This window comes from Pseudomonas sp. C9D1 (assembly GCF_056491235.1).
On the sequence record NZ_JBSZIE010000002.1, the window covers coordinates 1,482,456 to 1,503,215 of the forward strand.

The 20,760-nt window shown below is 68.6% G+C and carries 18 protein-coding genes; 4 read left to right on the plus strand and 14 right to left on the minus strand.

The window, feature by feature from the left end:
* Positions 1-164: 164 nt before the first annotated feature.
* Positions 165-1,163, plus strand: a complete 999-nt coding sequence (locus ACXI0U_RS15070; RefSeq protein ID WP_021222628.1) for an AraC family transcriptional regulator — start codon at positions 165-167, stop codon at positions 1,161-1,163.
* A gap of 76 nt (positions 1,164-1,239) precedes the next feature.
* Here ACXI0U_RS15070 and ACXI0U_RS15075 read toward each other — a convergent pair whose 3' ends face one another.
* Complete coding sequence (locus ACXI0U_RS15075; protein WP_271658504.1) at positions 1,240-1,560, minus strand: putative quinol monooxygenase; 321 nt, start codon at positions 1,558-1,560, stop codon at positions 1,240-1,242.
* Between the two features lie 162 nt (positions 1,561-1,722).
* Here ACXI0U_RS15075 and mdaB point away from each other — a divergent pair, with 162 nt between their 5' ends.
* Positions 1,723-2,313 (plus strand): NADPH:quinone oxidoreductase MdaB, encoded by a 591-nt coding sequence (gene mdaB, locus ACXI0U_RS15080; RefSeq protein WP_265169311.1) that lies wholly within the window; start codon positions 1,723-1,725, stop codon positions 2,311-2,313.
* 108 nt (positions 2,314-2,421) lie between these two features.
* Here mdaB and modC read toward each other — a convergent pair whose 3' ends face one another.
* Genes modC through modA form a run of 3 tightly spaced genes read right to left on the minus strand, consistent with a single transcriptional unit; the run spans position 2,422 to position 4,975 of the window.
* A complete protein-coding gene (gene modC, locus ACXI0U_RS15085) occupies positions 2,422-3,510 on the minus strand; it encodes a molybdenum ABC transporter ATP-binding protein (protein ID WP_374981702.1) in 1,089 nt (362 codons plus the stop codon).
* Positions 3,511-3,529: 19 nt separating this feature from the next.
* Positions 3,530-4,210, minus strand: coding sequence for a molybdate ABC transporter permease subunit (gene modB, locus ACXI0U_RS15090; RefSeq protein ID WP_021222624.1), 681 nt, complete (start codon positions 4,208-4,210; stop codon positions 3,530-3,532).
* A gap of 21 nt (positions 4,211-4,231) precedes the next feature.
* The gene (gene modA, locus ACXI0U_RS15095; RefSeq protein ID WP_479551101.1) at positions 4,232-4,975 is read right to left on the minus strand and encodes a molybdate ABC transporter substrate-binding protein; all 744 of its coding nucleotides are present in this window, start codon (positions 4,973-4,975) and stop codon (positions 4,232-4,234) included.
* Between the two features lie 479 nt (positions 4,976-5,454).
* On the opposite strand from modA, the gene ACXI0U_RS15100 reads away from it, so the two are divergent.
* Positions 5,455-6,249, plus strand: coding sequence for a substrate-binding periplasmic protein (locus tag ACXI0U_RS15100; protein ID WP_184487941.1), 795 nt, complete (start codon positions 5,455-5,457; stop codon positions 6,247-6,249).
* 12 nt (positions 6,250-6,261) lie between these two features.
* Here ACXI0U_RS15100 and ACXI0U_RS15105 read toward each other — a convergent pair whose 3' ends face one another.
* The 8 genes from ACXI0U_RS15105 to pqqA all read right to left on the minus strand — a co-directional run bounded on the left by ACXI0U_RS15105 (position 6,262) and on the right by pqqA (position 14,331).
* Positions 6,262-7,941, minus strand: a complete 1,680-nt coding sequence (locus ACXI0U_RS15105; RefSeq protein WP_431482379.1) for a PAS domain-containing hybrid sensor histidine kinase/response regulator — start codon at positions 7,939-7,941, stop codon at positions 6,262-6,264.
* Positions 7,925-9,088 carry an alcohol dehydrogenase-like regulatory protein ErcA gene (ercA, locus tag ACXI0U_RS15110; RefSeq protein ID WP_184487939.1) on the minus strand — a complete coding sequence of 388 codons (1,164 nt, stop codon included), beginning with the start codon at positions 9,086-9,088 and terminating at the stop codon, positions 7,925-7,927. The genes ACXI0U_RS15105 and ercA overlap by 17 nt, the downstream gene beginning before the upstream one ends.
* Positions 9,089-9,228: 140 nt before the next feature.
* On the minus strand, positions 9,229-11,085 hold the full coding sequence (locus tag ACXI0U_RS15115) for an alpha/beta hydrolase family protein (protein ID WP_479550496.1): 1,857 nt from the start codon (positions 11,083-11,085) through the stop codon (positions 9,229-9,231).
* A gap of 24 nt (positions 11,086-11,109) precedes the next feature.
* Complete coding sequence (gene pqqE, locus ACXI0U_RS15120) at positions 11,110-12,273, minus strand: pyrroloquinoline quinone biosynthesis protein PqqE (RefSeq protein WP_479550497.1); 1,164 nt, start codon at positions 12,271-12,273, stop codon at positions 11,110-11,112.
* Positions 12,245-12,523, minus strand: a complete 279-nt coding sequence (gene pqqD / locus ACXI0U_RS15125) for a pyrroloquinoline quinone biosynthesis peptide chaperone PqqD (RefSeq protein ID WP_043241947.1) — start codon at positions 12,521-12,523, stop codon at positions 12,245-12,247. Before pqqD ends, pqqE begins: the two co-directional genes overlap by 29 nt.
* A complete protein-coding gene (pqqC, locus tag ACXI0U_RS15130; protein WP_043241948.1) occupies positions 12,520-13,272 on the minus strand; it encodes a pyrroloquinoline-quinone synthase PqqC in 753 nt (250 codons plus the stop codon). The genes pqqD and pqqC overlap by 4 nt, the downstream gene beginning before the upstream one ends.
* Positions 13,273-13,300: 28 nt before the next feature.
* Positions 13,301-14,215 (minus strand): pyrroloquinoline quinone biosynthesis protein PqqB, encoded by a 915-nt coding sequence (pqqB, locus tag ACXI0U_RS15135; protein WP_479550498.1) that lies wholly within the window; start codon positions 14,213-14,215, stop codon positions 13,301-13,303.
* Between the two features lie 44 nt (positions 14,216-14,259).
* On the minus strand, positions 14,260-14,331 hold the full coding sequence (gene pqqA / locus ACXI0U_RS15140; RefSeq protein WP_003243383.1) for a pyrroloquinoline quinone precursor peptide PqqA: 72 nt from the start codon (positions 14,329-14,331) through the stop codon (positions 14,260-14,262).
* Positions 14,332-14,739: 408 nt separating this feature from the next.
* Here pqqA and ACXI0U_RS15145 point away from each other — a divergent pair, with 408 nt between their 5' ends.
* Complete coding sequence (locus ACXI0U_RS15145) at positions 14,740-16,692, plus strand: sigma-54-dependent Fis family transcriptional regulator (protein WP_479550499.1); 1,953 nt, start codon at positions 14,740-14,742, stop codon at positions 16,690-16,692.
* Positions 16,693-16,755: 63 nt separating this feature from the next.
* Here the strand turns inward: ACXI0U_RS15145 and aldA are convergent, their stop codons facing one another.
* A complete protein-coding gene (aldA, locus tag ACXI0U_RS15150) occupies positions 16,756-18,192 on the minus strand; it encodes an aldehyde dehydrogenase (protein ID WP_431482385.1) in 1,437 nt (478 codons plus the stop codon).
* Positions 18,193-18,251: 59 nt separating this feature from the next.
* On the minus strand, positions 18,252-20,420 hold the full coding sequence (locus tag ACXI0U_RS15155) for a PQQ-dependent dehydrogenase, methanol/ethanol family (RefSeq protein ID WP_479550500.1): 2,169 nt from the start codon (positions 20,418-20,420) through the stop codon (positions 18,252-18,254).
* Between the last annotated feature and the right edge of the window lie 340 nt (positions 20,421-20,760).

Genomic DNA, 20,760 nt, shown 5'->3' on the forward strand with positions numbered 1-20,760 from the left:
CAATGCCTAGTGCGCCGAGGCCTACAGAAAATTGCTGGGCGCTGTAGGACAATCCCTCGGGCGGATTCCCGCCAGCGAAGCAGGGGGATTCCCGCCACATCCGCCCCTTGTCGCCTGCTTCTGCCACGACCTACCATCGGTCACCCCGAGCCAGGAAGCCGCCCATGCGCGAGCGCACCATCGCCAGCCACTTCGTCCGAGCCGCCTTGCGCGGCCCCGCACGCCAGGGCGTGGACTGCACCGCCATCCTGCGCAACGCCGGCATCCAGGCCGCGCTGCTGGACGAGCCACGAGCACGCATCGCACCCGAGCAGTTCAGCCGCTTGATGCAGTTGTTGTGGGAGGCGCTGGACGACGAGTACATGGGCTTCGGCCGTCAGCGCAGCAAGCGCGGCACCTTCGCCATGATGTGCCACGCCATCATCCACTGCCGCAGCCTGGAGAAAGCCCTGGGGCGAGGCGCGATGTTCTATGGCCTGTTCCCCGAGGCGCCGCGCATCCTGCTGGAGCGCGAGGGCGAATCGGTGCGCCTGACGGTGGACGACGCCACGCTCTGGGACCCGGACCACTTCCTGGTGGAAAGCCTGCTGGTGATCTGGCACCGCCTCGGCAGCTGGCTGATCGGCCAGCGCATCCGCCTGGAGGAAGCCACCTTCGCCTACGCCGAGCCCGAGCACGTGGGCGAATACGAGCTGCTGTTCCCCACCACCCGCCGCTTCGACGCGCCCTGCACCAGCCTGCTGTTCCAGGCGCGCTACCTGGCCATGCCGCTGCTGCAGGACGAGCGCACCCTCAAGCACTTCCTCGAACACTCGCCGGCCGACCTGCTGGCCCGCCCCGACGGCGGCGACAGCCTGAACAGCCAGATCCGCCGCCTGCTGGGCCGCGACTGCCGCGACTGGCCGGACCTGGAAAAGGTCGCCCAGCACCTGCACATCAGCCCGCAGACCCTGCGCCGCCACCTGCGCGAGGAAGGCACCAGCTTCCAGGAACTGAAGGACCACCTGCGCCGCGACCTGGCCATCTACCACCTGGGCCGCGACGAACTGGCCATCCAGGACATCGCCGAACAGCTCGGCTTCTCCGAGCCCTCGGCCTTCCACCGCGCGTTCAAGAAATGGACCGGCCTCACCCCCGGCGCCTACCGCGCCCAGGAAGCCTGACCGCCCCGGTGCAGCCCGAGCCGTAGCCTGGGCTTCAGCCCAGGGGATACCCCGAACACCCGATGAGCGACACGGCTCACCCCGTCTTCACCATCGCCGCCGCGCTGAGCATCTCGATCTCGCGGATCTCGAAATCCCGCACCAGGAATTCCATGCGCCGCTCGTGGAAGGCCTGCATGTGCGGCAGGGCCGAATGGCGCTCCAGGTCCGCCCGCGAACGCCACACCTCGAAGAAGATGAACAGCGTCGGGTCCCGGGCATCACGCAGCATGTGGTACTCGATGCAGCCCGCCTCCGCGCGGCTCGGCTCGACATAGGCGCGGAACAGCGCCTCGAACGCGTCGGCGCGCTCCGGGCGCAGCTGGGCATGGAGGATGAAGGCACAGGTATCGCTCATGGCATGGGGCTTCGCTGACTGAAAGGCGCCGCAGCCTATCGCAACAGTTCCCCAGCCATTCGTGCTTTTCACGCAAAGGCGATTTGTCTGGAAAGCGGTTTTTCCGGGCCGGTTCACTGGGTAGTCTGCCGGCCATCGAGAACCTCACGAGGCCACCCAGCCATGAAAAAGATCCTCCTGCTCAACGGCGGCAAGCAGTTCGCCCATTCCGACGGCCGCTACAACCGCACCCTGCACGAAGCCGCCCTGGCCTTCCTCGACCGCTCGGGCTTCGACGTGAAGGAGACCTTCATCGATGGCGGCTACGACACCGCCGAAGAAGTGCAGAAATTCCTCTGGGCCGACGTCATCGTCTGGCAGATGCCCGGCTGGTGGATGGGCGCGCCCTGGACCGTGAAAAAGTACATCGACGACGTCTTCACCGCCGGCCACGGCAGCCTCTACGCCAACGATGGCCGCACCCGCTCCGACGCCTCGCAGAAGTACGGCAGCGGCGGCCTGCTGCACGGCAAGCAGTACATGATCTCCGCCACCTGGAACGCCCCGCAGCAAGCCTTCGACGACCCCAGCGACTTCTTCGAGGCCAAGGGCGTGGACGCGGTCTACTTCCCCTTCCACAAGGCCAACCAGTTCCTCGGCATGACCGCCCTACCCACCTTCCTCGCCGTCGACGTGATGAAGCGCCCGGATATCGCAGGCGACATCGCCCGCTACGAAGCCCACCTGGCCAAGGTATTCGGCGCCAGCGCCTGATGCCGTAGGTCGAAACGCAACGTGTAGGATGGGTAGAGCGAAGCGAAACCCATCATCCGCGAGGTTCCGCCGGGCTCTCGGAACACCGCCCTCCCCCTGCGAAGCCCGTCAGGCCAGCAGCGCCACCGACTTGATCTGCGCCCACAGCTGCTGGCCCGGGTGCAGGCCGAGCTGGTCACGGGAATAGCGGGTGATGCGCGCCAGCATCGCCGTGCCGTCCACATCCAGGCGCACCAGCACATGGGCGGCGTTGTCCGCGGGAATCGCCTCGCGCACCGTCGCCGGCAGCAGGTTGAGGATGCTGCTGTCCGCCTGGCGCTGCAGGCTCAGGCTCACATCCCGGGCGCGCACCTTGAAGCGCACGCGCCGGCCGTGCTCCGCCGGCGCATGGGCCACGCGCATGCTCAGGCCGCTGTCCGGCAGGACGAGGCTGAGCAGGTCGTACTCCGGGTCATGGCCGATCACCCGCCCCTCCACCACCACGCCGGCGTCATCGTCCAGCGCGGTGGGCAGGTCCAGCCGCGCCAGGGTTTCGCCCAGGGGCCCGCTGGCCAGCACCCGGCCCTCATCCATCAGCACCAGGTGGTCGGCCAGCCGCGCCACCTCGTCCGGCGAGTGGCTGACATAGAGCACCGGGATATCCAGTTCGTCATGCAGGCGCTCCAGGTACGGCAGGATCTCCGCCTTGCGCTTGCCATCCAGCGCCGCCAGAGGCTCGTCCATCAGCAGCAGGCGCGGGCTGGTCAGCAGCGCCCGGGCCATGCCCACGCGCTGGCGTTCGCCACCGGACAGGCGCGCCGGCATGCGTTCCAGCAAATGGCCGATGCCCAGCAACTCCACGGCCTGCTCCAGCTTCACCCGTCGCTCGGCGACGGGGATGCGCTTCTCGCCGTAGGCCAGGTTGCGCCGCACCGACAGGTGCTCGAACAGGCTCGCCTCCTGGAACACGTAGCCCAGGGCGCGCTTGTGGGTGGGCACGAAGAGCCCGCGCTCGCTGTCCTGCCAGGTCTCGCCGTTGATCTCCAGGCGCCCGCGGGCATTGCGCTCGAGCCCAGCGATGCAGCGCAGCAGGCTGGTCTTGCCGGAGCCGGAATGGCCGAACAGCGCGGTGACGCCGCGCCCGGGCAGGGCGAGGTCCACGTCCAGCTCGAAGCCGGGCCAGGCCAGGTAGAGGCGCGCACGTATGTCGTGACTCATGCCGCGAGGGTCCTTGGGGTCATGTCCAGCCCGGCCGCATGCGCCGGCTGGAATACAGGGCCAGCAGTATGAGGAAGGAGAACACCACCATGCCACCGGCCAGCCAGTGGGCCTGGGCGTACTCCATGGCCTCGACGTGATCGAAGATCTGCACCGACACCACCCGGGTCTTCTCCGGGATGTTGCCGCCGATCATCAGCACCACGCCGAACTCCCCCACCGTATGGGCGAAGCCGAGGATGGAGGCGGTAACGAAGCCCGGTCGGGCCAGTGGCAGCACCACGGTGACGAAGCTATCCCAGGGGCTGGCGCGCAGGGTGGCCGCCACTTCCAGCGGGCGCGGGCCCATGGCCTCGAAGGCGTTCTGCAGGGGCTGCACCACGAAGGGCAGCGAATAGAAGACCGACCCCACCACCAGCCCGGCGAAGGTGAAGGGCAAGGTACCCAGCCCAATGGACTGGGTGAACTGGCCGATGAAACCGTGGGGGCCCATGCTCACCAGCAGGTAGAAGCCGATCACCGTGGGCGGCAGCACCAACGGCAATGCCACCACCGCCCCCACGGGACCTTTCAGCCAGGAGTCGGTGCGTGCCAGCCACCAGGCAATGGGCGTTCCCACCAGCAGCAACAGGGCCGTGGTCAGGGTCGCCAGCTCCAGGGTCAGCCAGATCGCCGCCCAGTCGTCACCACTCAGTGGCATCGCACCGCTCCCTCATTCAACTCAAAGCGCGTAGCCGTAGGACTTGATCACCGCGGCGGCCTTGTCGCCCTTCAGGTAGTCGACCAGCGCCTTGGCGGCGGCGTTGTCCTTGCCCTTGGCGAGGATCACCGCGTCCTGCTTGATCGGGTCATGCAGCTCGGCCGGCACTATCCAGGCAGAGCCGCCGGTCACCTTGCCATCCTTGTAGATCTGCGACAACGCGACGAAGCCCAGCTCGGCGTTGCCGCTGGAGATGAACTGCTGCGCCTGGGTGATGTTCTGGCCTTCCACCAGCTTGCCCTTGACCTGGGCGGTCAGGCCCAGCTTCTCCAGCACCTGGGTAGCGGCCAGGCCGTAGGGCGCGGCTTTCGGGTTGGCGATGGACAGGTGCTTGTATTCGTTCTTCTTCAGCACCTCGCCCTTGGCGTCGACGTAACCGTCCTTGGCCGACCACAGGGCCAGGGTGCCGACGGCGTAGGTGAAGCGGGTGCCGGCAACGGTGTCGCCTTCCTTCTCCAGCTTGGCCGGGGTGCTGTCGTCGGCAGCGAGGAAGACTTCGAACGGGGCGCCGTTCTTGATCTGCGCATAGAACTGGCCGGTGGCACCGGTGGCGATCACCAGCTTGTGGCCGGTGTCTTTCTCGAAGTCCTTGGCGATGGCCTGGATCGGTGCGGTGAAGTTGGCGGCGACCGCGACCTGGACGTCCTGGGCCATAGCCAGGTTGGCGGTGGCGCAGGCAGCAAGCGCGATGAACAGACGGGACATGTGGCCCATGGGAGCACTCCTTTGTTTTTGTGTGAGGTTGAGCAGCGCGTGAAGCGGGAGCCGACTCTACCCCTTCGCTATGTATAAAACTATACAGCGAATAAAATTTTCTTCGCGCCCGTCACAGGCCTGCAACACGGGCCGGCGACACTGGCTGCGGCTGAGGGACCAGCCCCCATCTGAAGCCGCACGCGGCTCACATGGCCATGACGGAAAAGTCCGGCGCCGCCCCGCCCTCCCCGCGCCGCTATCGCCTCCGCCTCCCCTGCCGCGGAAACCTCATGGCCGCCCCTTGCGGCCATTTTTGTACTCGCCCAGCCCCCCGTTCGTCCGCCTCCCCGCCCCGATCCTGACCGGGTTCTCAAGTTCACCCGAGGAGCAGAGACGGCGCTTTGCCATCATGCTAGAAATGCGCCCGCCAGCGGACGGCCACGGCGGCCTGACTACACTTCCCTGGCGCCTGCCCGGAAAGAGCCACCATGTCACCGATCAAGCCCATCACCTTAATCCTCGCCTGCTTCCTCGCCCTTCAGGCCCAGGCAGCCGAACCCGCGAAGCTGGTGTTCTGCTACGAGGACCAGGACTCCTGGCCCTGGGTGATGCTCGACGACAAAGGCCTCAACCAGGCGCTGTTCGACCGCGTGCAGAGCGCCCTGAAACTGACCATCGAACGCCAGCCGATGCCCTGGAAGCGCTGCCTCGACGGCCTCGCCCGGGGCCAGTACGACGGCGCCTTCGCCTCCTCCTTCAAGGCCGAGCGCCAGGTCATGGGCCACTACCCGTACCGCGCTGATGGTTCGCTGGATACCGACAAGCGCCTGCACAGCGCCTCCTACTCGCTGTACCGCCTGCGCGGCAGCCAGGCCGACTGGGACGGCAACACCTTCACGGGCATCCAGGGCCGGGTCGCGTCCCTCAGCGGTTTCTCCATCATCGACTTCCTCAAGGCCCACGGCCTGGACGTGGAAGAAACCAGCCGCGACCCGCTGGCCCTGCTGCGCATGCTCCACGGCCGCCGCTTCGAAGCCGCCGCCATGCAGACACTGCGCGCCGACCAGCTCCTGGCCAGCCACCCGGACCTCGGCGAAGGCATCGAGAAACGCCCCGTGCCGCTGGAGCAGAAGGACTACTACCTGATGCTGTCCAACCGCCTGATGGACATGAACCCCAGCCTCGCCCACGCCATCTGGGACGAGGTCGCCCGCCAGCGCGAATCGGCCGACTACCAGGCCCAGCTCAAGCAGGTCCTGGCCGCCACCCCGCACGGCAACTGACCCCACTCGGGGTCAGAGCAGCAACTGGCTCAGCACCGCCCGCAGCTTGCCCGGCTTCACCGGCTTGTTCAGCAGCGGCGCGCCAAGGGCCTGCAGGTTGCGCCGGCACTCGTCACTGCGGTCGGCGGTGATCATCACCGCCGGAATGGCCCGGCCGAACTGCCCGCGCAATGCCTGCACCACCTCGCAGCCGGTCACGCCGTGGTCCAGGTGGTAGTCGGCGAGGATCGCCTCCGGCGCGACGCCCCCCAGGTTGCCCAGGGCGCTCTCCAGGTCGGGCGCGGTCACCACCTCGCAGCCCCACTGGCCCAGCAGCGCGGCCATGCTGTGGAGGATGCTCGCCTCGTTGTCCAGCACCAGCAGGCGCCGGCCCGGCAGTGGGTCGCCGGTCTGCGGGCGCACGGGGGCATCCTCGCGGCGCGCCGGCAGCACCTCCGCCAGTGGCACCTCGATGGAAAACACCGAACCCCGCCCCGGCTGCGAGCGCACCGCGATGGGACAACCGAGGATGCCAGCGATGCGGTCGACGATGGCCAGCCCCAGGCCTACGCCCTTGCGCTCGGCGGCGCGACCACGGTCCAGCTGGTTGAACTCGAGGAAAATCGCCTGCAACTGGTCCGCCGGAATGCCCCGGCCGCTGTCCCACACCTCCAGCCGCACCCGGTCGCCCCGGCGGCGGCAGCCCAGCAACACGCGGCCGCGCTCGGTGTAGCGGCAGGCATTGCTGAGGAAGTTGCGCAGGATGCGCGTCAGCAGGCGGATATCGGTGCTCACCGCCAGCCCCTTGGGAATGCGTGCGCGCAGCTGCAGCCCGGCGGACTGGGCGACGCTCTGGAACTCCGAGGCCAGCGGCGCCAGCAACTCGTCCAGGCGATAGGCGTCGATGTCCGGGCGGATCGCGCTCTGGTCCAGCTTGGAGATTTCCAGCAGGTCGGTGAGCAGGTCCTCGGCGCCTTCCAGGGCCAGGTGGGTACGCTCCACCAGCAGTTGCTCGGCGCCCGGCAGGCTGCGCTCGCGCAGGGTCGAGACCAGCAGCCGCGCGGCGTTCAGCGGCTGCAGCAGGTCGTGGCTGGCGGCGGCCAGGTACTTGTCCTTGCTCTGGTTGGCGGCCTCGGCGGCGTCCCGCGCCTCGCGCAGCTGGCCATTGAGGGTCTGCAGCTCCAGGGTGCGCGCCGCCACCCGCTGCTCCAGCTCGTCGTTGAGGGTCTGCAGGCGCTGCTGGGCGAGGATGCGCTCGGTGATGTCGGCGACGAAGCCTTCGAACAGCCCCTCCTCGTCCGGCTTCAGCAGCAGGTTCATCAGCACGTCCACATGGCTGCCATCCTGGCGACGCAGGCGCGTCTCGTAGCCGAACAGCCCCTGCTGGCGCTGCAGCTCGGCGCGGATGTGCACCAGCTCCGCCTCACCGCCAACGAACAGGTGGCTGGCCAGGTCGGTCAGCGACCACAGCAGTTGCTCCGGCGAGTCGTAGCCGAGCATCCGCGCCAGCGCCGGGTTGGCCGCGCGCAGGCCCTCCTGCAGGCTGGCCTGGAAGATGCCGTGCACCGCGTGCTCGAACAGCCACTTGTAGCGGTTGCGCTCGGTCTCCAGCTCCTCCAGGCGGCTCAGCAGCTCGGGGTAATGGCTCTTGCGCGCCGAGTGGCTGCCCAGCCCGAGCAGCGCCTGGCGCTGCTCCTCAGAGGGCCTCGGCATACACCACCTCGACATCCCGCTGGCTCGACTCGCGCGGGTTGGTGAGGATGCAGGGGTCCTCCATCGCATGGCGCGACAGGAAGGGGATGTCGGAGGTGGAAACGCCGTGCAGCTTCAGCGTCTCGTGGAAGCCCACCGACTGCTTGAAGGCGATCAGGTGCTCCACCAGGCGCTGGCGGATCTGGTTGTGGTTGAGCCCGCGCGGGTCGATGCCCAGGGTCTCGGCCACCATGCGGAAGCGCTCCGGCGCGGCGCTGTAGTTGAAGGCCACCACATGCTCCACCAGCGCCGCGTTGCACATGCCATGGGGCAGGTCGAGGAAGCCGCCGAGGCTGTGGGACATGGCGTGCACCGCCCCGAGAATGGCGTTGGAGAAGGCCAGCCCCGCCTGCATGCTGCCGAGCATGATCTTCTCGCGCAGGGCGATGTCGTTTGGCGTGGCGATCATCTGCACCAGGTTGCCGTTGATCAGGCGCATGGCCTCCAGCGCGTGGGTGTCGGTGAGCGGCCCGCTGCCGGTGGAAACGAAGGCCTCGATGGCGTGCACCAGCGCGTCGATGCCGGTACAGGCGGAGAGGAAGGGGTCCATGCTCAGGGTGGTTTCCGGGTCGATCAGCGACACGTCCGGCACCACCGCCTTGCTGACGATGGAGAACTTCATGCGCTCGGCCTGGTTGGAGATGATCACGAACTGCGACACGTCCGCCGAGGTGCCGGCGGTGGTGGGGATAAGGATCAGCGGCGGGCTCGGCACGCGGATGGTGTCCACCCCCTCGAACTCGAGGATGCAGCGGTTGTGAGCGACCATGATGCCGATGCCCTTGGCGCAATCCATCGGGCTGCCGCCGCCCACCGCAACTATCACGTTGCAGCCCTCGCTGCGGTAGAAGTCCGCGCCCAGGCGCACCTCTTCCACACGCGGGTTGGGCGAAACCTGGGTGAACAGGCAATAGTCGATGCCCTGGGCCTGCAGGCTGGCCTCCACATCGGCGACCCAACCGGCGGCCAGCACGCCGGGGTCGGACACCACCAGCACCTTGCGCGCCCCGAAGGTGCTCGCGTAGTTGCCGACGTTATGCCGGCAACCGGCGCCGAAGATGATTTCGGGAGACACGAATTTACGCAGTTGGCTAATGTCGTGGCGCATGAATCCGCCTGATCGTTCTTGTTATGGAATGGGAAGCAGACTACTGGAATCAGGGACGTTTTCAATCCGACCAATGGGTGCCAGCCGATTGCGAGTCGCCCGTTTCAGTGCTTTGAACCTCCCACCCCATCGCCATGCGATCAGAGCAGCCGCCGATAGAACCCGTACTCCGCCTCCAGTGCGTGGGCGAGGTTGGCCGCCTGGCGGAAGCCGTGGCCTTCGTCGGGGTAGAGGTGCACCTCCACCTCGCGGCCCCGCTGGCGCAGGGCGTCGACCATGGAACAGGTTTGCGCGGGAACGACCACGGCGTCGCGGCCGCCCTGGAAGAAGATCAGCGGCGCCTCGATGTCATCCAGGCGCTGCAGCGGGGTGCGCTGGCGGTAGCGCTCGGCGTCGAGGTCGGGGTCGCCGATCAGCCAGTCGAGGTAGTCGGCCTCGAACTTGTGGGTGACCCGGCGCAGGGCCAGCGGGTCGCTGACCCCGTAGAGGCTGGCGCCGCCACGGAAGACGCGGCTGTCGGCCAGGGCCAGCAGGGCGCTGTAGCCGCCGGCGCTGCCGCCGCGGATAAAAGCCCGTGCGCCGTCGATACGCTCGTCGGCGGCCAGGTGGGCGACCGCCGCGCAGGCGTCTTCCACCTCGATGCGCCCCCACTCGCCGCGCAGGCGCTGGCGGTAGGCGCGGCCGTAGCCGCTGCTGCCCCGGTAGTTGAGGTCGAGCACGGCGAAGCCGCGCTGGGTCCAGAACTGGATGCGCGGATCGAACTGCGGGTAGCAGGCGGACGTCGGCCCGCCGTGCATGAACACCAGCAACGGCGGGCGCTCGTCGGCCGGGCCGCGCACCTCGGCATGGCGTGGCGGGTAGAAGAAGCCATGGGCGCGTTCACCCTGGCCGCTGACGAAGCCCAGGGGCTCGGGGCGCGACAGCTGCGCTTCGCCCAGCGGTTGCTCGCCGCCGGCCAGTACCTCGACGCGACCGTCCACGCGGTCGATGGCGATCACCGCCGGCAGCCGGTCCGGCGCCGTGGCGATGGCATAGAAATGGGCCTCGTCGGCTGCCAGGGCGCGGAAGCGGCTGAAAGCGTCGGCCAGGCGCCGCTCCCCGCCCCCGCCCTGCTCCGCCAGCACGCCGAAGCCCTGCTCGAAGCGGCTCGACAGCAACCCACCCGCCTCCAGCGGCAACCAGGTGCAGGCGCCCAGTTGCCAGGGCGCGGCGGCGTGGTCGGCCTCGGCACACCCCGCCACCGGGCGCCAGCCCTGGGTGGATTCCTCCCAGGGTTGCCAGCCGCCGTGGCGGTCGCTCAGGCATAGCAAACGACCATCGGCGGCGAAGCGCGGCTGCTGCAGGGATTCGCCGCCTGCGGCACCGGCCAGCACGCGGTGCCCTTGCCAGTTGCCCCTGTCATCGCGCTGCGCCTCGCACAGGCGGGTCTCGGTCCAGGGTTGCTCGGGGCGGTCCCATTCGATCCAGGCCAGGCGTTGGCCGGTGCCGTCCAGCACCGGGGCGGCGTAGAAGTCGGCGCCCTCGGCAATCACCGAGCGGGCGCCATCGGCCAGGGCGATGCTCACCAGGCGGTTGCGCACCGCCTCACCGCCGTGACGCTCTTCCACCGCCAGCAGCGCCTGGGCACGGGTATCGAACTGCAGGTCGCCGTAGCGGCTGCCAAGGTGCCGGGTCAGTGGCCGGGGCTCGCCGTCGATACCTTGGAGATGGAGCTGCTGGTCCGCCTCGTTGACGAAGGCGACGCCCTCGGCGGTGGGGCAGAAGGCGCCGCCGCCGTACTCGTGCACCCGGCTGCGCAGGGAGAAGCCCGCCGGTGTCAGGCAGCGCGCCTCACCGTGGCGCCACAACCAGAGGGTGGTGCGCGCGTCGGCCGGGTCGAACTGGCTCCACAGCAGGCCGTGGGCGCAGCGTTTCAGCTCGGCGAAATCGCGGCTGGCCGCTGCCGCATCGAGGGCGCTGAAGGTGCTGGGCCAGGTGCCGTAGGGGGCGATGGGCATCGGGATTCCTCCTGCGGCGAAGGCTCAGGCCTTGGCGATCAGCTGCGCATTGCCCGGGTTGCGGAACACCAGTTCGCCCATCCCCCGTGGCGCCTCCTCGGCCTGGCGGCGGGCGTCGAGGATGATGCCGTGGTGCGCCGACTTGCTGCACACCGGGTCAGCGTTGCTCGCATCCCCGGTGAGCATGAAGGCCTGGCAGCGGCAGCCGCCGAAGTCGCGGTCCTTCTCGTCGCAGGACCGGCACGGCTCGGGCATCCAGGCATCGCCCCGGAAGCGGTTGAAGCCGAAGGAGTCCTGCCAGATGTGGCGGATGCTGTGCTCGCGCACATTGGGGAACTGCACCGGCAGCTGCCGCGCGCTGTGGCAGGGCAGCGCGGTGCCGTCGGGGGTGATGTCGAGGAACAGGTTGCCCCAGCCGTTCATGCAGGCCTTGGGGCGCTCCTCGTAGTAGTCCGGGGTGACGAAGATCAGCTTGCAGGGGTGGTTCCGGGCCGCCAGTTTTTCCCGGTAGGCGTGGGTGATGGCCTCGGCGCGCTCCAGCTGCTCGCGGGTCGGCAGCAGGCCGGCGCGGTTGAGCTCGGCCCAGCCGTAGAACTGGCAGGTGGCGAGCTCGACGAAGTCCGCCTCCAGCTCCAGGCACAGGTCGATGATGCGCTCGATGTTGTCGATGTTGTGCCGGTGGGTGACGAAGTTGAGCACCATCGGGTAGCCCGCCGCCTTCACCGCCCGGGCCATGGCCAGCTTCTGGGCGAAGGCCTTGCGCGAGCCGGCCAGCAGGTTGTTCACCGCCTCGTCGGCGGCCTGGAAGCTGATCTGGATATGGTCCAGCCCCGCCTCGGCGAACTCGGCGATACGCGTCTCGGTGAGGCCGATGCCGGAAGTGATCAGGTTGGTGTAATAGCCCATGCCGCGTGCCGCGCGGATCAGCTCGGCCAGGTCCTGGCGAACCAGCGGCTCGCCACCGGAGAAGCCCAGCTGCGCCGCCCCCAGCTCACGGGCCTGGCGGAACACCTCGATCCACTCGGCGGTGGACAGCTCCGCGCCCTGGCGGTCGAAATCCAGGGGGTTGGAGCAATACGGGCACTGCAGCGGGCAGCGATAGGTCAGTTCGGCCAGCAGCCATAAAGGTGGGCCGGGCTGGCGGGCCGTGCCAAGCGGTTCAACGCAACTCGATCCAGAACTGAGCACTGGCCACCTCCATGAACGCGAGGATGTCCTCGTCCACCCCCGGCACATCGGGGAAGCGCCCGGTGAGGTCGTCGATGATGGCGGCGACGCTGCGCTGGCCGTCGATCAGCTTGAGGATTTCGCTGGCGCTCTCGTTGAGCTTGATCATGCCTTCCGGGTAGAGCAGCACGTGGCAGCCCTGGGCCGGCTCGAACTGGAAGCGGAAGCCCCGGCGCAGTTGCGGGGTCTTCGATTGCAGCACCTCGCTCATTGCCCCAGCCCCCGGTGCCAGACCCGCTCGCGGGTCACCGTGTGGTAGGGCGGGCGCTCCAGCTCATAGGCCATGCTCATGGCGTCGAGCATGCTCCACAGCACGTCGAGCTTGAACTGCAGGATCTCCAGCATGCGCGCCTGCTGCTCCACCGTGCGGTAGTGCGCCAGGGTGATGCGCAAGCCGTGCTCCACGTCGCGCCGGGCCTGGGACAGGCGCGAGCGGAAGTAGTCGTAGCCGGCCGGGTCGATCCAGGGGTAATGACTGGGCCAGGCATCCAGCCGCGACTGGTGGATCTGCGGCGCGAAGAGTTCGGTCAGCGAGCTGCTCGCCGCCTCCTGCCAGCTGGCGCGGCGGGCGAAGTTGACGTAGGCGTCCACGGCGAAGCGCACCCCCGGCAGCACCAGTTCCTGGGACAGCACCTGCTCGCGGTCCAGCCCCACCGCCTCGGCCAGGCGCAGCCAGGCCTCGATGCCGCCCGCCTCGCCCGGCGCGCCGTCGTGGTCCTGGATGCGCTGGATCCATTCGCGGCGGGTGTCGCGGTCCGGGCAGTTGGCGAGGATCGCCGCATCCTTCAGCGGGATGCACACCTGGTAGTAGAAGCGGTTGGCCACCCACCCCTGGATCTGCTCGCGGCTGGCGCGGCCCTGGTACATGGCCACATGGAAGGGGTGGTGGATGTGGTAGTAGGCGCCCTTGGCGCGCAGTGCCTGTTCGAATTGCTCGGGACTCATGGCGGTCTGTTGCATGGACAGCTCCTTGTTATGCGCCACCGGCTCAGAGGCGGATGGCCATGCCATCGCGGGCCACTTCGATGCCGCGCGCGTCCAGTTCGGCGCGCTCGGCGGAATCGGCATCGAGGATGGGGTTGGTGTTGTTGATGTGGATGAGCACCCGGCGCTTGCCCTGCAGCCCGTCGAGCACCTCGAGCATGCCGCCGGGGCCGCTCTGTGGCAGGTGGCCCATCTCGCTGCCGAGCTTGTCGCCCACCTCGCACAGGCGCATCTCGTCGTCGCGCCAGAGGGTGCCGTCCACCAGCAGGCAGTCGGCGCGGCGCATCCAGCCCAGCAGCGCCTCGTCCACCTGGCCCAGGCCCGGCGCGTAGAACAGCGAGCCGCCGGTGCGCAGGTCCTCGACGAACAGGCCGATGTTGTCGCCCGGGTGCGGGTTGCCCCGGTGCGGCGAATAGGGCGGTGCGCTGCTGCGCAGGGCGATGGCGGTGAAGCGCAGCCCCGGGCAGGCGGGAATGGTGAAGGGCTCGCCGTCCAGGGCGATGGGGTTCCAGGCCAGGCCGCCGTTCCAGTGCTGCAGCATGGTGAACAGCGGGAAGCCGCTGGTCAGGTCCTGGTGGACCATCTCCGTGCACCACACCGGATGCGGGCAGCCCTCGCGCAGGGTCAGCAGGCCGGTGACGTGGTCGATCTGGCTGTCCATCAGCAGCACGGCGGCGATGGCCGTGTCGCGCAGGCGCCGGGCCGGCTGCAACGCCGGGAAGGCCTCGATCTGCGCGCGGATGTCGGGGGAGGCGTTGCACAGCACCCAGTTGACCCCGTCATCGCTCAGGGCGATGGAGGACTGGGTGCGCGCCTCGGCGTTGAGGGTGCCGGCGCGCAGGCCGGCGCAGTTGCGGCAGTTGCAGTTCCACTGCGGAAAGCCCCCGCCAGCGGCGGAGCCGAGAATCTGGATATGCATGGGAACCCCTGGCGGGAAGCCCCGGCGGACCGGGGCAAGGACGATCAGCGGTTGGCGAAGTACATGGTCACTTCGAAGCCGATGCGCAGGTCGGTATAGGCGGGTTTAGTCCACATGGGTCGTTCCTCTTCTTATGGCGCCGGAGAATTCCGGCAGGTTTGAGTTAACCACCAGGCCCGACACCCCCGAATGCTACTTTCGAACGAGTTCCGGTCCTGATTTGGTAGCGTGCGTGCGACAGCTGTGCGCCCGCCCGCTACAGCTGTCGCATTTCTGCGACGGCTGCCCACGCGCCTCGCACGGCACGGCCTGGCGACGAAGCGCCCTGGACCGGGCCTTGCAGCGGCGACTGAAGCTTTCGGCATGTGCCTTGCTGTATCCGTGCCATCTCCGACGGATGGATAACTGCAGGCAACTGCTCTGCGGTCTATGGTTGGAGCGTCCGGCCGGGCTGCCGGTTCGACCAAAACAACAAGACGCCGAGGCGCGCCCCCAGGGGCGACCATCGGCCAACGGGAGTGCCTATGACCTTGCATGCCTCGGAGACCAGCGCCAGCGAACTCGCGGCCTTCGTCGACCACCATTTCTCCGGGCGCGGCATCCGCCCCGACGGGCTCATCGCCCAGTCCTGGTACCGCAGCGTCACCCAGCACCGCCTCAACCCGCGCGGGCGCGGCGAGAAGAACATCCTCACCGCCGCCGAGATCCGCCAGCACCAGGCCCAGCACCAGGAATACCTGGCCATCGCCAGCCAGGGCGTCACCGGCCTCGCCCGCCGTGTGGTGCAGGCCGGCTTCGCGGTGCTGCTCAGCGACGAGGACGGCATCACCCTGGATGCGCGCCTGCCCGCCGAGCGCGACCTCTACACCCAGTCCGGCCTGATCGTCGGCGCCCGCTGGGATGAATCCGTGGCCGGCACCAACGGCATCGGCACCGCCCTGGCGGCCGGCCAGGCGCTGACCATCCACCGCCAGGAACACTTCCTCACCTCCAATGCGCGGCTGAGCTGCTCGGTGTCGCCGATCTTCGATGCCCAGGGCCACCTGCGCGGCTGCCTCAACGCCACCTGCCTGAACAGCGACGGGCCCAAGGAGGCGCAGTACCTGACCCTGCAACTGGTGATCATGTACGCCCGATTGATCGAGAACGCCCACTTCCGCCAGAGCTACCGCGACCGCCTGACCCTGGCCATCAAGCCCCGTGACGACATCACCGACCTGGCCAACGAACAGCTGCTGGCCCTCGATGAACAGGGCCGGGTGATCGGTGCCAACCGCGCCGCCTTCGTCGCCTACGAAGAGACCCAGGGCCGCGCCCTGCTCGGCCGGCGCATCGACAGCCTGCTGCCGGCCGACGTCGATGAGCTGCTCAGCCTCACCAGCGGTGGCGCCCGTGGCGTGCGCCTGCGCGCCCTGCAGGGCGAGGCGCTGGTGGACGTTGGCCTGCGCATTCCCGCCGGGCACCTGCGCCCCGCCACGCCCGCTCCGCAGGTGCGCACACCGGCCAGCGAGCACCCCAATCTGGAACACCTGGGCGGCGGCGACCCGCAGTTGCAACAGGGCGTGCGGCGCATCCGCAAGGTGATCGACAAGGGTATCCCCATCCTCATCACCGGCGAGACCGGCACCGGCAAGGAGGCCTTCGCCCGCGCCATCCACCAGGCCAGCGCCCGGCGTGCCGGGCCCTTCGTGGCGCTCAACTGCGCGGCGATCCCGGAGACGCTGATCGAGAGCGAACTGTTCGGCTACCGCGGCGGCAGCTTCACCGGCGCCAGCAAGAAAGGCATGAAGGGCAAGCTGGAGCTGGCCAACGGCGGCACCCTGTTCCTCGACGAGATCGGCGACATGCCCGCCCACCTGCAGACACGCCTGCTGCGCGTGCTGGCCGAGCGCGAAATCTTCCCCCTGGGCGCCGAAGCACCGGTGCCGCTGGATGTGCAGGTGGTCTCCGCCACCCACCAGGACCTGGCCGGGATGATCCAGGCCAAGCTGTTCCGCGAGGACCTGTTCTACCGCCTCAGCGGCATGACCCTGGCCCTGCCGGCCCTGCGCGAACGCAGTGACCGTGCCGAGCTGATCGAGGCCCTGCTCGCCGCCCAACCCGGCGCCGAGGGGCTGCGCCTGGACGAAGCGGCCCGCCAGCGCCTGCTCGCCCATCCCTGGCCGGGGAATATCCGCCAGTTGCTCAACGCCCTGCGCTACGCGGTGGCCCTGGCCGAGGATGGCGTGATCGACTGCGACTGCCTGCCCGCCGAACTGCATCAGGCCGCCCTCCCCGCCACGCTCGCGCCCCGCGCCGAAGCCCCCGCCAGCCTCGCCGGCCAGCTGGGCGACGACGAGGCCCGGCACCTGCTGGCCACCCTGCGCCAGCACCGCTGGAACATCAGCGCCGCGGCCGAGGCCTCGGGCATTTCCCGCTCCACGCTGTACCGCAAGATGAAGAAGCACGGCATCGTCCAGCCCAATGAGATGTTCTGACCCGTAGGGGCGAATTCATTCGCGATCAGGCGTGGCGGCGAACACCGCCGCCACGCCCGCCCCTCACTCCTGGATGTACACCACGTGGGTGTGGGTGAACTCGTACAGCCCATGCTTGCCGTCCGCGCCACCGATGCCGGATTTGCGCGTGCCGGCGTGGTAGCCCTGCATGGCCTCGAAGTTCTCGCGGTTGACGTAGGTCTCGCCGAAGTCGATCTCGCGGCTGGCCTTCAGCGCCGCGCCGAGGCTGCGGGTGTAGATGGATGAGGTCAGGCCGTACTCGCTGTCGTTGGCCAGGGCGATGGCTTCGTCGAGGTCGTCGACGATCTGGATCGGCAGCACCGGGCCGAAGATCTCCTTGCGCATGATCTCCATGTCCGCCTTGCAACCGGCCAGCACCGTGGGCTGGTAGTGGAAGCCCTTGCCCTTGTCCGCCACCGCGCCGCCGGTGACCACCTGGGCACCCTGGCCCTGGGCGGTGCGCACCATCTGCGCGACCTTGTCGAGGCCGGCCTGGTTGATCAGCGGGCCCATGTCCAGGTCGGCGTTTTCGGAGGGGTCGCCGTAGCGAGTGGCGGCCATGGCCGAGGCGATCTTGTCGATGAAGGCATCAGCCACCTTGCGCTCCACATAGACGCGCTCGGCGCAGTTGCACACTTGCCCGGTGTTGATCACCCGCGAGGCGGTGATGGCGGTCACCGCCAGGTCCAGGTCGGCGTCGGCGAGGACGATGGCCGGGGCCTTGCCGCCCAGCTCCAGGTTGAGCTTGGTGATGTTCGGCGCGGCGGCGGCCATGATCCGCGCGCCGGTGCCGACGCTGCCGGTGAAGCTGATCAGGTCCACGCCCGCGTGGCTGGTGAGGCTGTGGCCGACGCTGGCGCCGCGCCCGCCGACGACGTTGAACACGCCGCTGGGCAGGTCGGTCTCGGCCACCAGGCGGGCGAATTCGTAGCAGTTGATCGGCGTTTCTTCGCTGGGCTTGATGACGATGGTATTGCCGGTCAGCAGGGCCGGCGCCATCTTCCGGGCGATGAGGAAGAAGGGGAAGTTCCACGGCAGGATGCCGGCCACCACGCCCAGCGGCTTGCGCAGCAGGAACACGTGTTCGTTGACCCGGTCGCTGGTCAGCACCTCGCCTTCCAGGCGGCGCGCCCACTCGGCCATGTAGTCCAGGTAGTCGGCGGTGAAGTTGACCTCCACCAGCGCCAGCGCCGGCACCTTGCCCTGCTCGCGGGTGATGATCCGCGCCAGGCGCTCGGCATTGGCGCGCACCTTGGTGGCGATCTGGCGCAGGTAGCCGGCGCGCTCGATGGCCGGCTTGGCGGCCCAGGCCTTCTGCGCGCCACGGGCGGCGGCGATGGCGCGCTCCACCTGCTCGATGGGGGATTCCGGCACCCGCGCCAGCAGCTCGGCGTTGGCCGGGTTGTGCACCTCGATGTGCTGGTCGCTGCCGACGAAGGCGTTGGCGATGTAGTTCTGGTAGAGGGGGGTCTCGGTCATGGTCGCTCTCGCTTGCTTTCAGGGAGTGGAACGGGCGGGCATCCGGCCCGCCCGGCGGATCACTTGGCGCTGAAGCGCTTCCAGGCGTCGCCTTCCTGCTTGAGGTCATGGGCGCGCTTGATCAGGTACTGGTGGATCTGCTCGACCTCGGCGGCGTCGAAGGCCTCGGCGAAGGACGGCATGCCGTCGGGCACACGGCCGCCGTAGAGGATGCCGAGGAACATCTGGTGCTTCTCGGTCGTCAGCTTGCGCAGGTCCGGCAGCACGCCGCCGCTCACCGCGTGGATGCCGTGGCACTGGGAGCAGTGGCCGTCGTAGAGCTTGGCGCCGGCCTCCACATCCGCAGCGCTGGCGGTCAGTGGCGGCGGCTGCGGGGCGTCGGCCGGCGGTGCCGGTTCCTGCAGCTTGGCGGTGCCGCCGAGCTTGTAGGTCAGCACCTGGGAGAAGGGCTGCACGCCGGCACGCAGGGACAGGGCCCCGGCGAAGGTGGAGAAGGCCCCGCCCCAGCCCGCCATGAAGGTCACGTACTGCTCGCCGTCGACGCTGTAGGTCACCGGTGCAGCCATCACTCCGCTGGCGGCGGGCTGCTCCCAGAGCTTCTTGCCGCTGTCGGCGGCGTAGGCGATCACCCGGCCATCGGCGCTGCCCTCGAACACCAGGTTGCCCGCGGTGCTCAGAGTGCCGCCGTTGAAGATGGTGACGTAGGGCACCTCCCAGACCGGCTCCTGCTTCACCGGGTCCCAGGCGATCAGCTTGCCGGACCAGGTCTTGGCCATTTCCAGCAGGCCGTCCGGGCCCTCGGGCATCATCCCGGTCTTCAGGCCCAGCTGGTACATGCTCTTGAACGGGTTGCGCTTGGGCGCATCCGGGATGTGCTCGTAGTAGGCCGACATGATGTGCGCCGGGATGTACACCAGCCCGGTGTTGGGGTTGTAGGACATCGGGTGCCAGTCATGGGCGCCCCAGAAGGCCGGGGTCACCAGGTTGCGCTTGCCGTTCTTCCAGTAGGCGGCGTTCTCCTCGTCGACGATGGGCCGGCCGGTCTTCATGTCCATGCCCTTGGTCCAGTTCTGCGGCACGATGCCCTTGGCCGAGAGCAGCTCGCCGGTGGCGCGGTCGATGACGTAGAAGAAGCCGTTCTTCGGCGCCTGCATCAGCACCTTGCGCTGCTTACCCTCGATGGGCAGCTCGGCGAGGATCATGTGCTGGGTGGCGGTGAAGTCCCAGGCGTCGCCGGGGGTGGTCTGGTAGTGCCAGGCGTATTCGCCGGTGTCGGCATTGACCGCGACGATGGAGGACAGGAACAGGTTGTCGCCCTTGGCCTGGCTGCGCCATTTCGGGTCCCACAGCGAACCGTTGCCGACGCCGATGTAGAGCAGGTTCAGCTCCGGGTCGAAGGCGAAGGAGTCCCAGGCGGTGCCACCGCCCCCCTGTTCGACGAAGGCGTCGCCGAACCAGGTCTTCTGGGCGATCTCCATGGCCTTGTCTTCCGGCGGCAGCTTGGGGTCGCCCGGCACGGTGAAGAAGCGCCAGGCCTGCTTGCCGGTCTCGGCGTCGTAGGCGGTGACGTAGCCGCGCACGCCGAACTCGGCGCCGCCGTTGCCGATGATCACCTTGCCGTTCACCACGCGCGGCGCACCGGTGATGGTGTAGCTGCGCTTCTTGTCGTTGCGCGTGTCCACCGACCAGACGCGCTTGCCGGTCTTGGCGTCGATGGCCTCCAGGCGGCCGTCGAGCACGCCGACGTAGATCTTGTCCTTCCACACCGCCACGCCGCGGTTCACCGCGTCGCAGCAGGCCTCGCCGGCGCGGTTTCGGTCCGATTGCGGGTCGTACTTCCACAGCAGCTTGCCGTTGCGGGCGTCCAGCGCGTAGACCACCGAGAACGGCCCGGTGGTGTACATCACCCCGTCGACCACGATGGGGGTGGCTTCCACGCCGCGATCCAGGTCGAGCTTGTAGCTCCAGGCCAGGCCGAGCTTGCCGACGTTGTTGTCGTTGATGGTCTTCAGCGGGCTGTAGCGCTGCTCGTCGTAGGTGCGCCCGTGGCTCATCCAGTTACCGGGCTCCTGGTCGGCGGCGATGATGCGCTTGCCGTCCACGTCGGCCGCCCACGCGGCCGAGGAACAGGCCACGCCCAGGGCGATGGCGGCGATCAGGTGCTTGAAGGTCGAGGCGGCGGGCGGTGGCTCCCAGCCTCCGCTGCGTTGCAGGCCAATGTGCTTCATCAGTGGGTCTCCGATTCTTATTAGGGCCGCAGCCTCGCGCCACGGCCCCAGCCCTATCGCAATGGCTGTGCCAGCGTTGTGCTGAATGGCTGCAGGGCCCGTGGCAGAGGGGTTTGGCGAGGGAGACGGCGCTAGCGTGATGAAGTTGAGACGCGGGCAACTGTCGCAGGCGCAGGACAGGCGCAGCGAGAGGTGGAACAGCTGTGTCAGGGCCTGGATGACGCGGCGAGAGCATTGCGAAACGGGCTCGCCAAGCGTCCCCGGCGAGTCCGCTTGGTGGATGAAAAAGCGCCATCCACCCTACGAATTACCGTGCCCGAACCAACCTCGGCGGTAGGCC

Excerpts from the sequence above, each read along its gene's own strand:
- ACXI0U_RS15070 (WP_021222628.1), top strand. The coding sequence starts at position 165 with ATGCGCGAGCGCACCATCGCCAGCCACTTCGTCCGAGCCGCCTTGCGC.
- ACXI0U_RS15075 (WP_271658504.1), bottom strand. The coding sequence starts at position 1,560 with ATGAGCGATACCTGTGCCTTCATCCTCCATGCCCAGCTGCGCCCGGAG.
- mdaB (WP_265169311.1), top strand. The coding sequence starts at position 1,723 with ATGAAAAAGATCCTCCTGCTCAACGGCGGCAAGCAGTTCGCCCATTCC.
- modC (WP_374981702.1), bottom strand. The coding sequence starts at position 3,510 with ATGAGTCACGACATACGTGCGCGCCTCTACCTGGCCTGGCCCGGCTTC.
- modB (WP_021222624.1), bottom strand. The coding sequence starts at position 4,210 with ATGCCACTGAGTGGTGACGACTGGGCGGCGATCTGGCTGACCCTGGAG.
- modA (WP_479551101.1), bottom strand. The coding sequence starts at position 4,975 with ATGTCCCGTCTGTTCATCGCGCTTGCTGCCTGCGCCACCGCCAACCTG.
- ACXI0U_RS15100 (WP_184487941.1), top strand. The coding sequence starts at position 5,455 with ATGTCACCGATCAAGCCCATCACCTTAATCCTCGCCTGCTTCCTCGCC.
- ACXI0U_RS15105 (WP_431482379.1), bottom strand. The coding sequence starts at position 7,941 with ATGCCGAGGCCCTCTGAGGAGCAGCGCCAGGCGCTGCTCGGGCTGGGC.
- ercA (WP_184487939.1), bottom strand. The coding sequence starts at position 9,088 with ATGCGCCACGACATTAGCCAACTGCGTAAATTCGTGTCTCCCGAAATC.
- ACXI0U_RS15115 (WP_479550496.1), bottom strand. The coding sequence starts at position 11,085 with ATGCCCATCGCCCCCTACGGCACCTGGCCCAGCACCTTCAGCGCCCTC.
- pqqD (WP_043241947.1), bottom strand. The coding sequence starts at position 12,523 with ATGAGCGAGGTGCTGCAATCGAAGACCCCGCAACTGCGCCGGGGCTTC.
- pqqC (WP_043241948.1), bottom strand. The coding sequence starts at position 13,272 with ATGCAACAGACCGCCATGAGTCCCGAGCAATTCGAACAGGCACTGCGC.
- pqqB (WP_479550498.1), bottom strand. The coding sequence starts at position 14,215 with ATGCATATCCAGATTCTCGGCTCCGCCGCTGGCGGGGGCTTTCCGCAG.
- ACXI0U_RS15145 (WP_479550499.1), top strand. The coding sequence starts at position 14,740 with ATGACCTTGCATGCCTCGGAGACCAGCGCCAGCGAACTCGCGGCCTTC.
- aldA (WP_431482385.1), bottom strand. The coding sequence starts at position 18,192 with ATGACCGAGACCCCCCTCTACCAGAACTACATCGCCAACGCCTTCGTC.
- ACXI0U_RS15155 (WP_479550500.1), bottom strand. The coding sequence starts at position 20,420 with ATGAAGCACATTGGCCTGCAACGCAGCGGAGGCTGGGAGCCACCGCCC.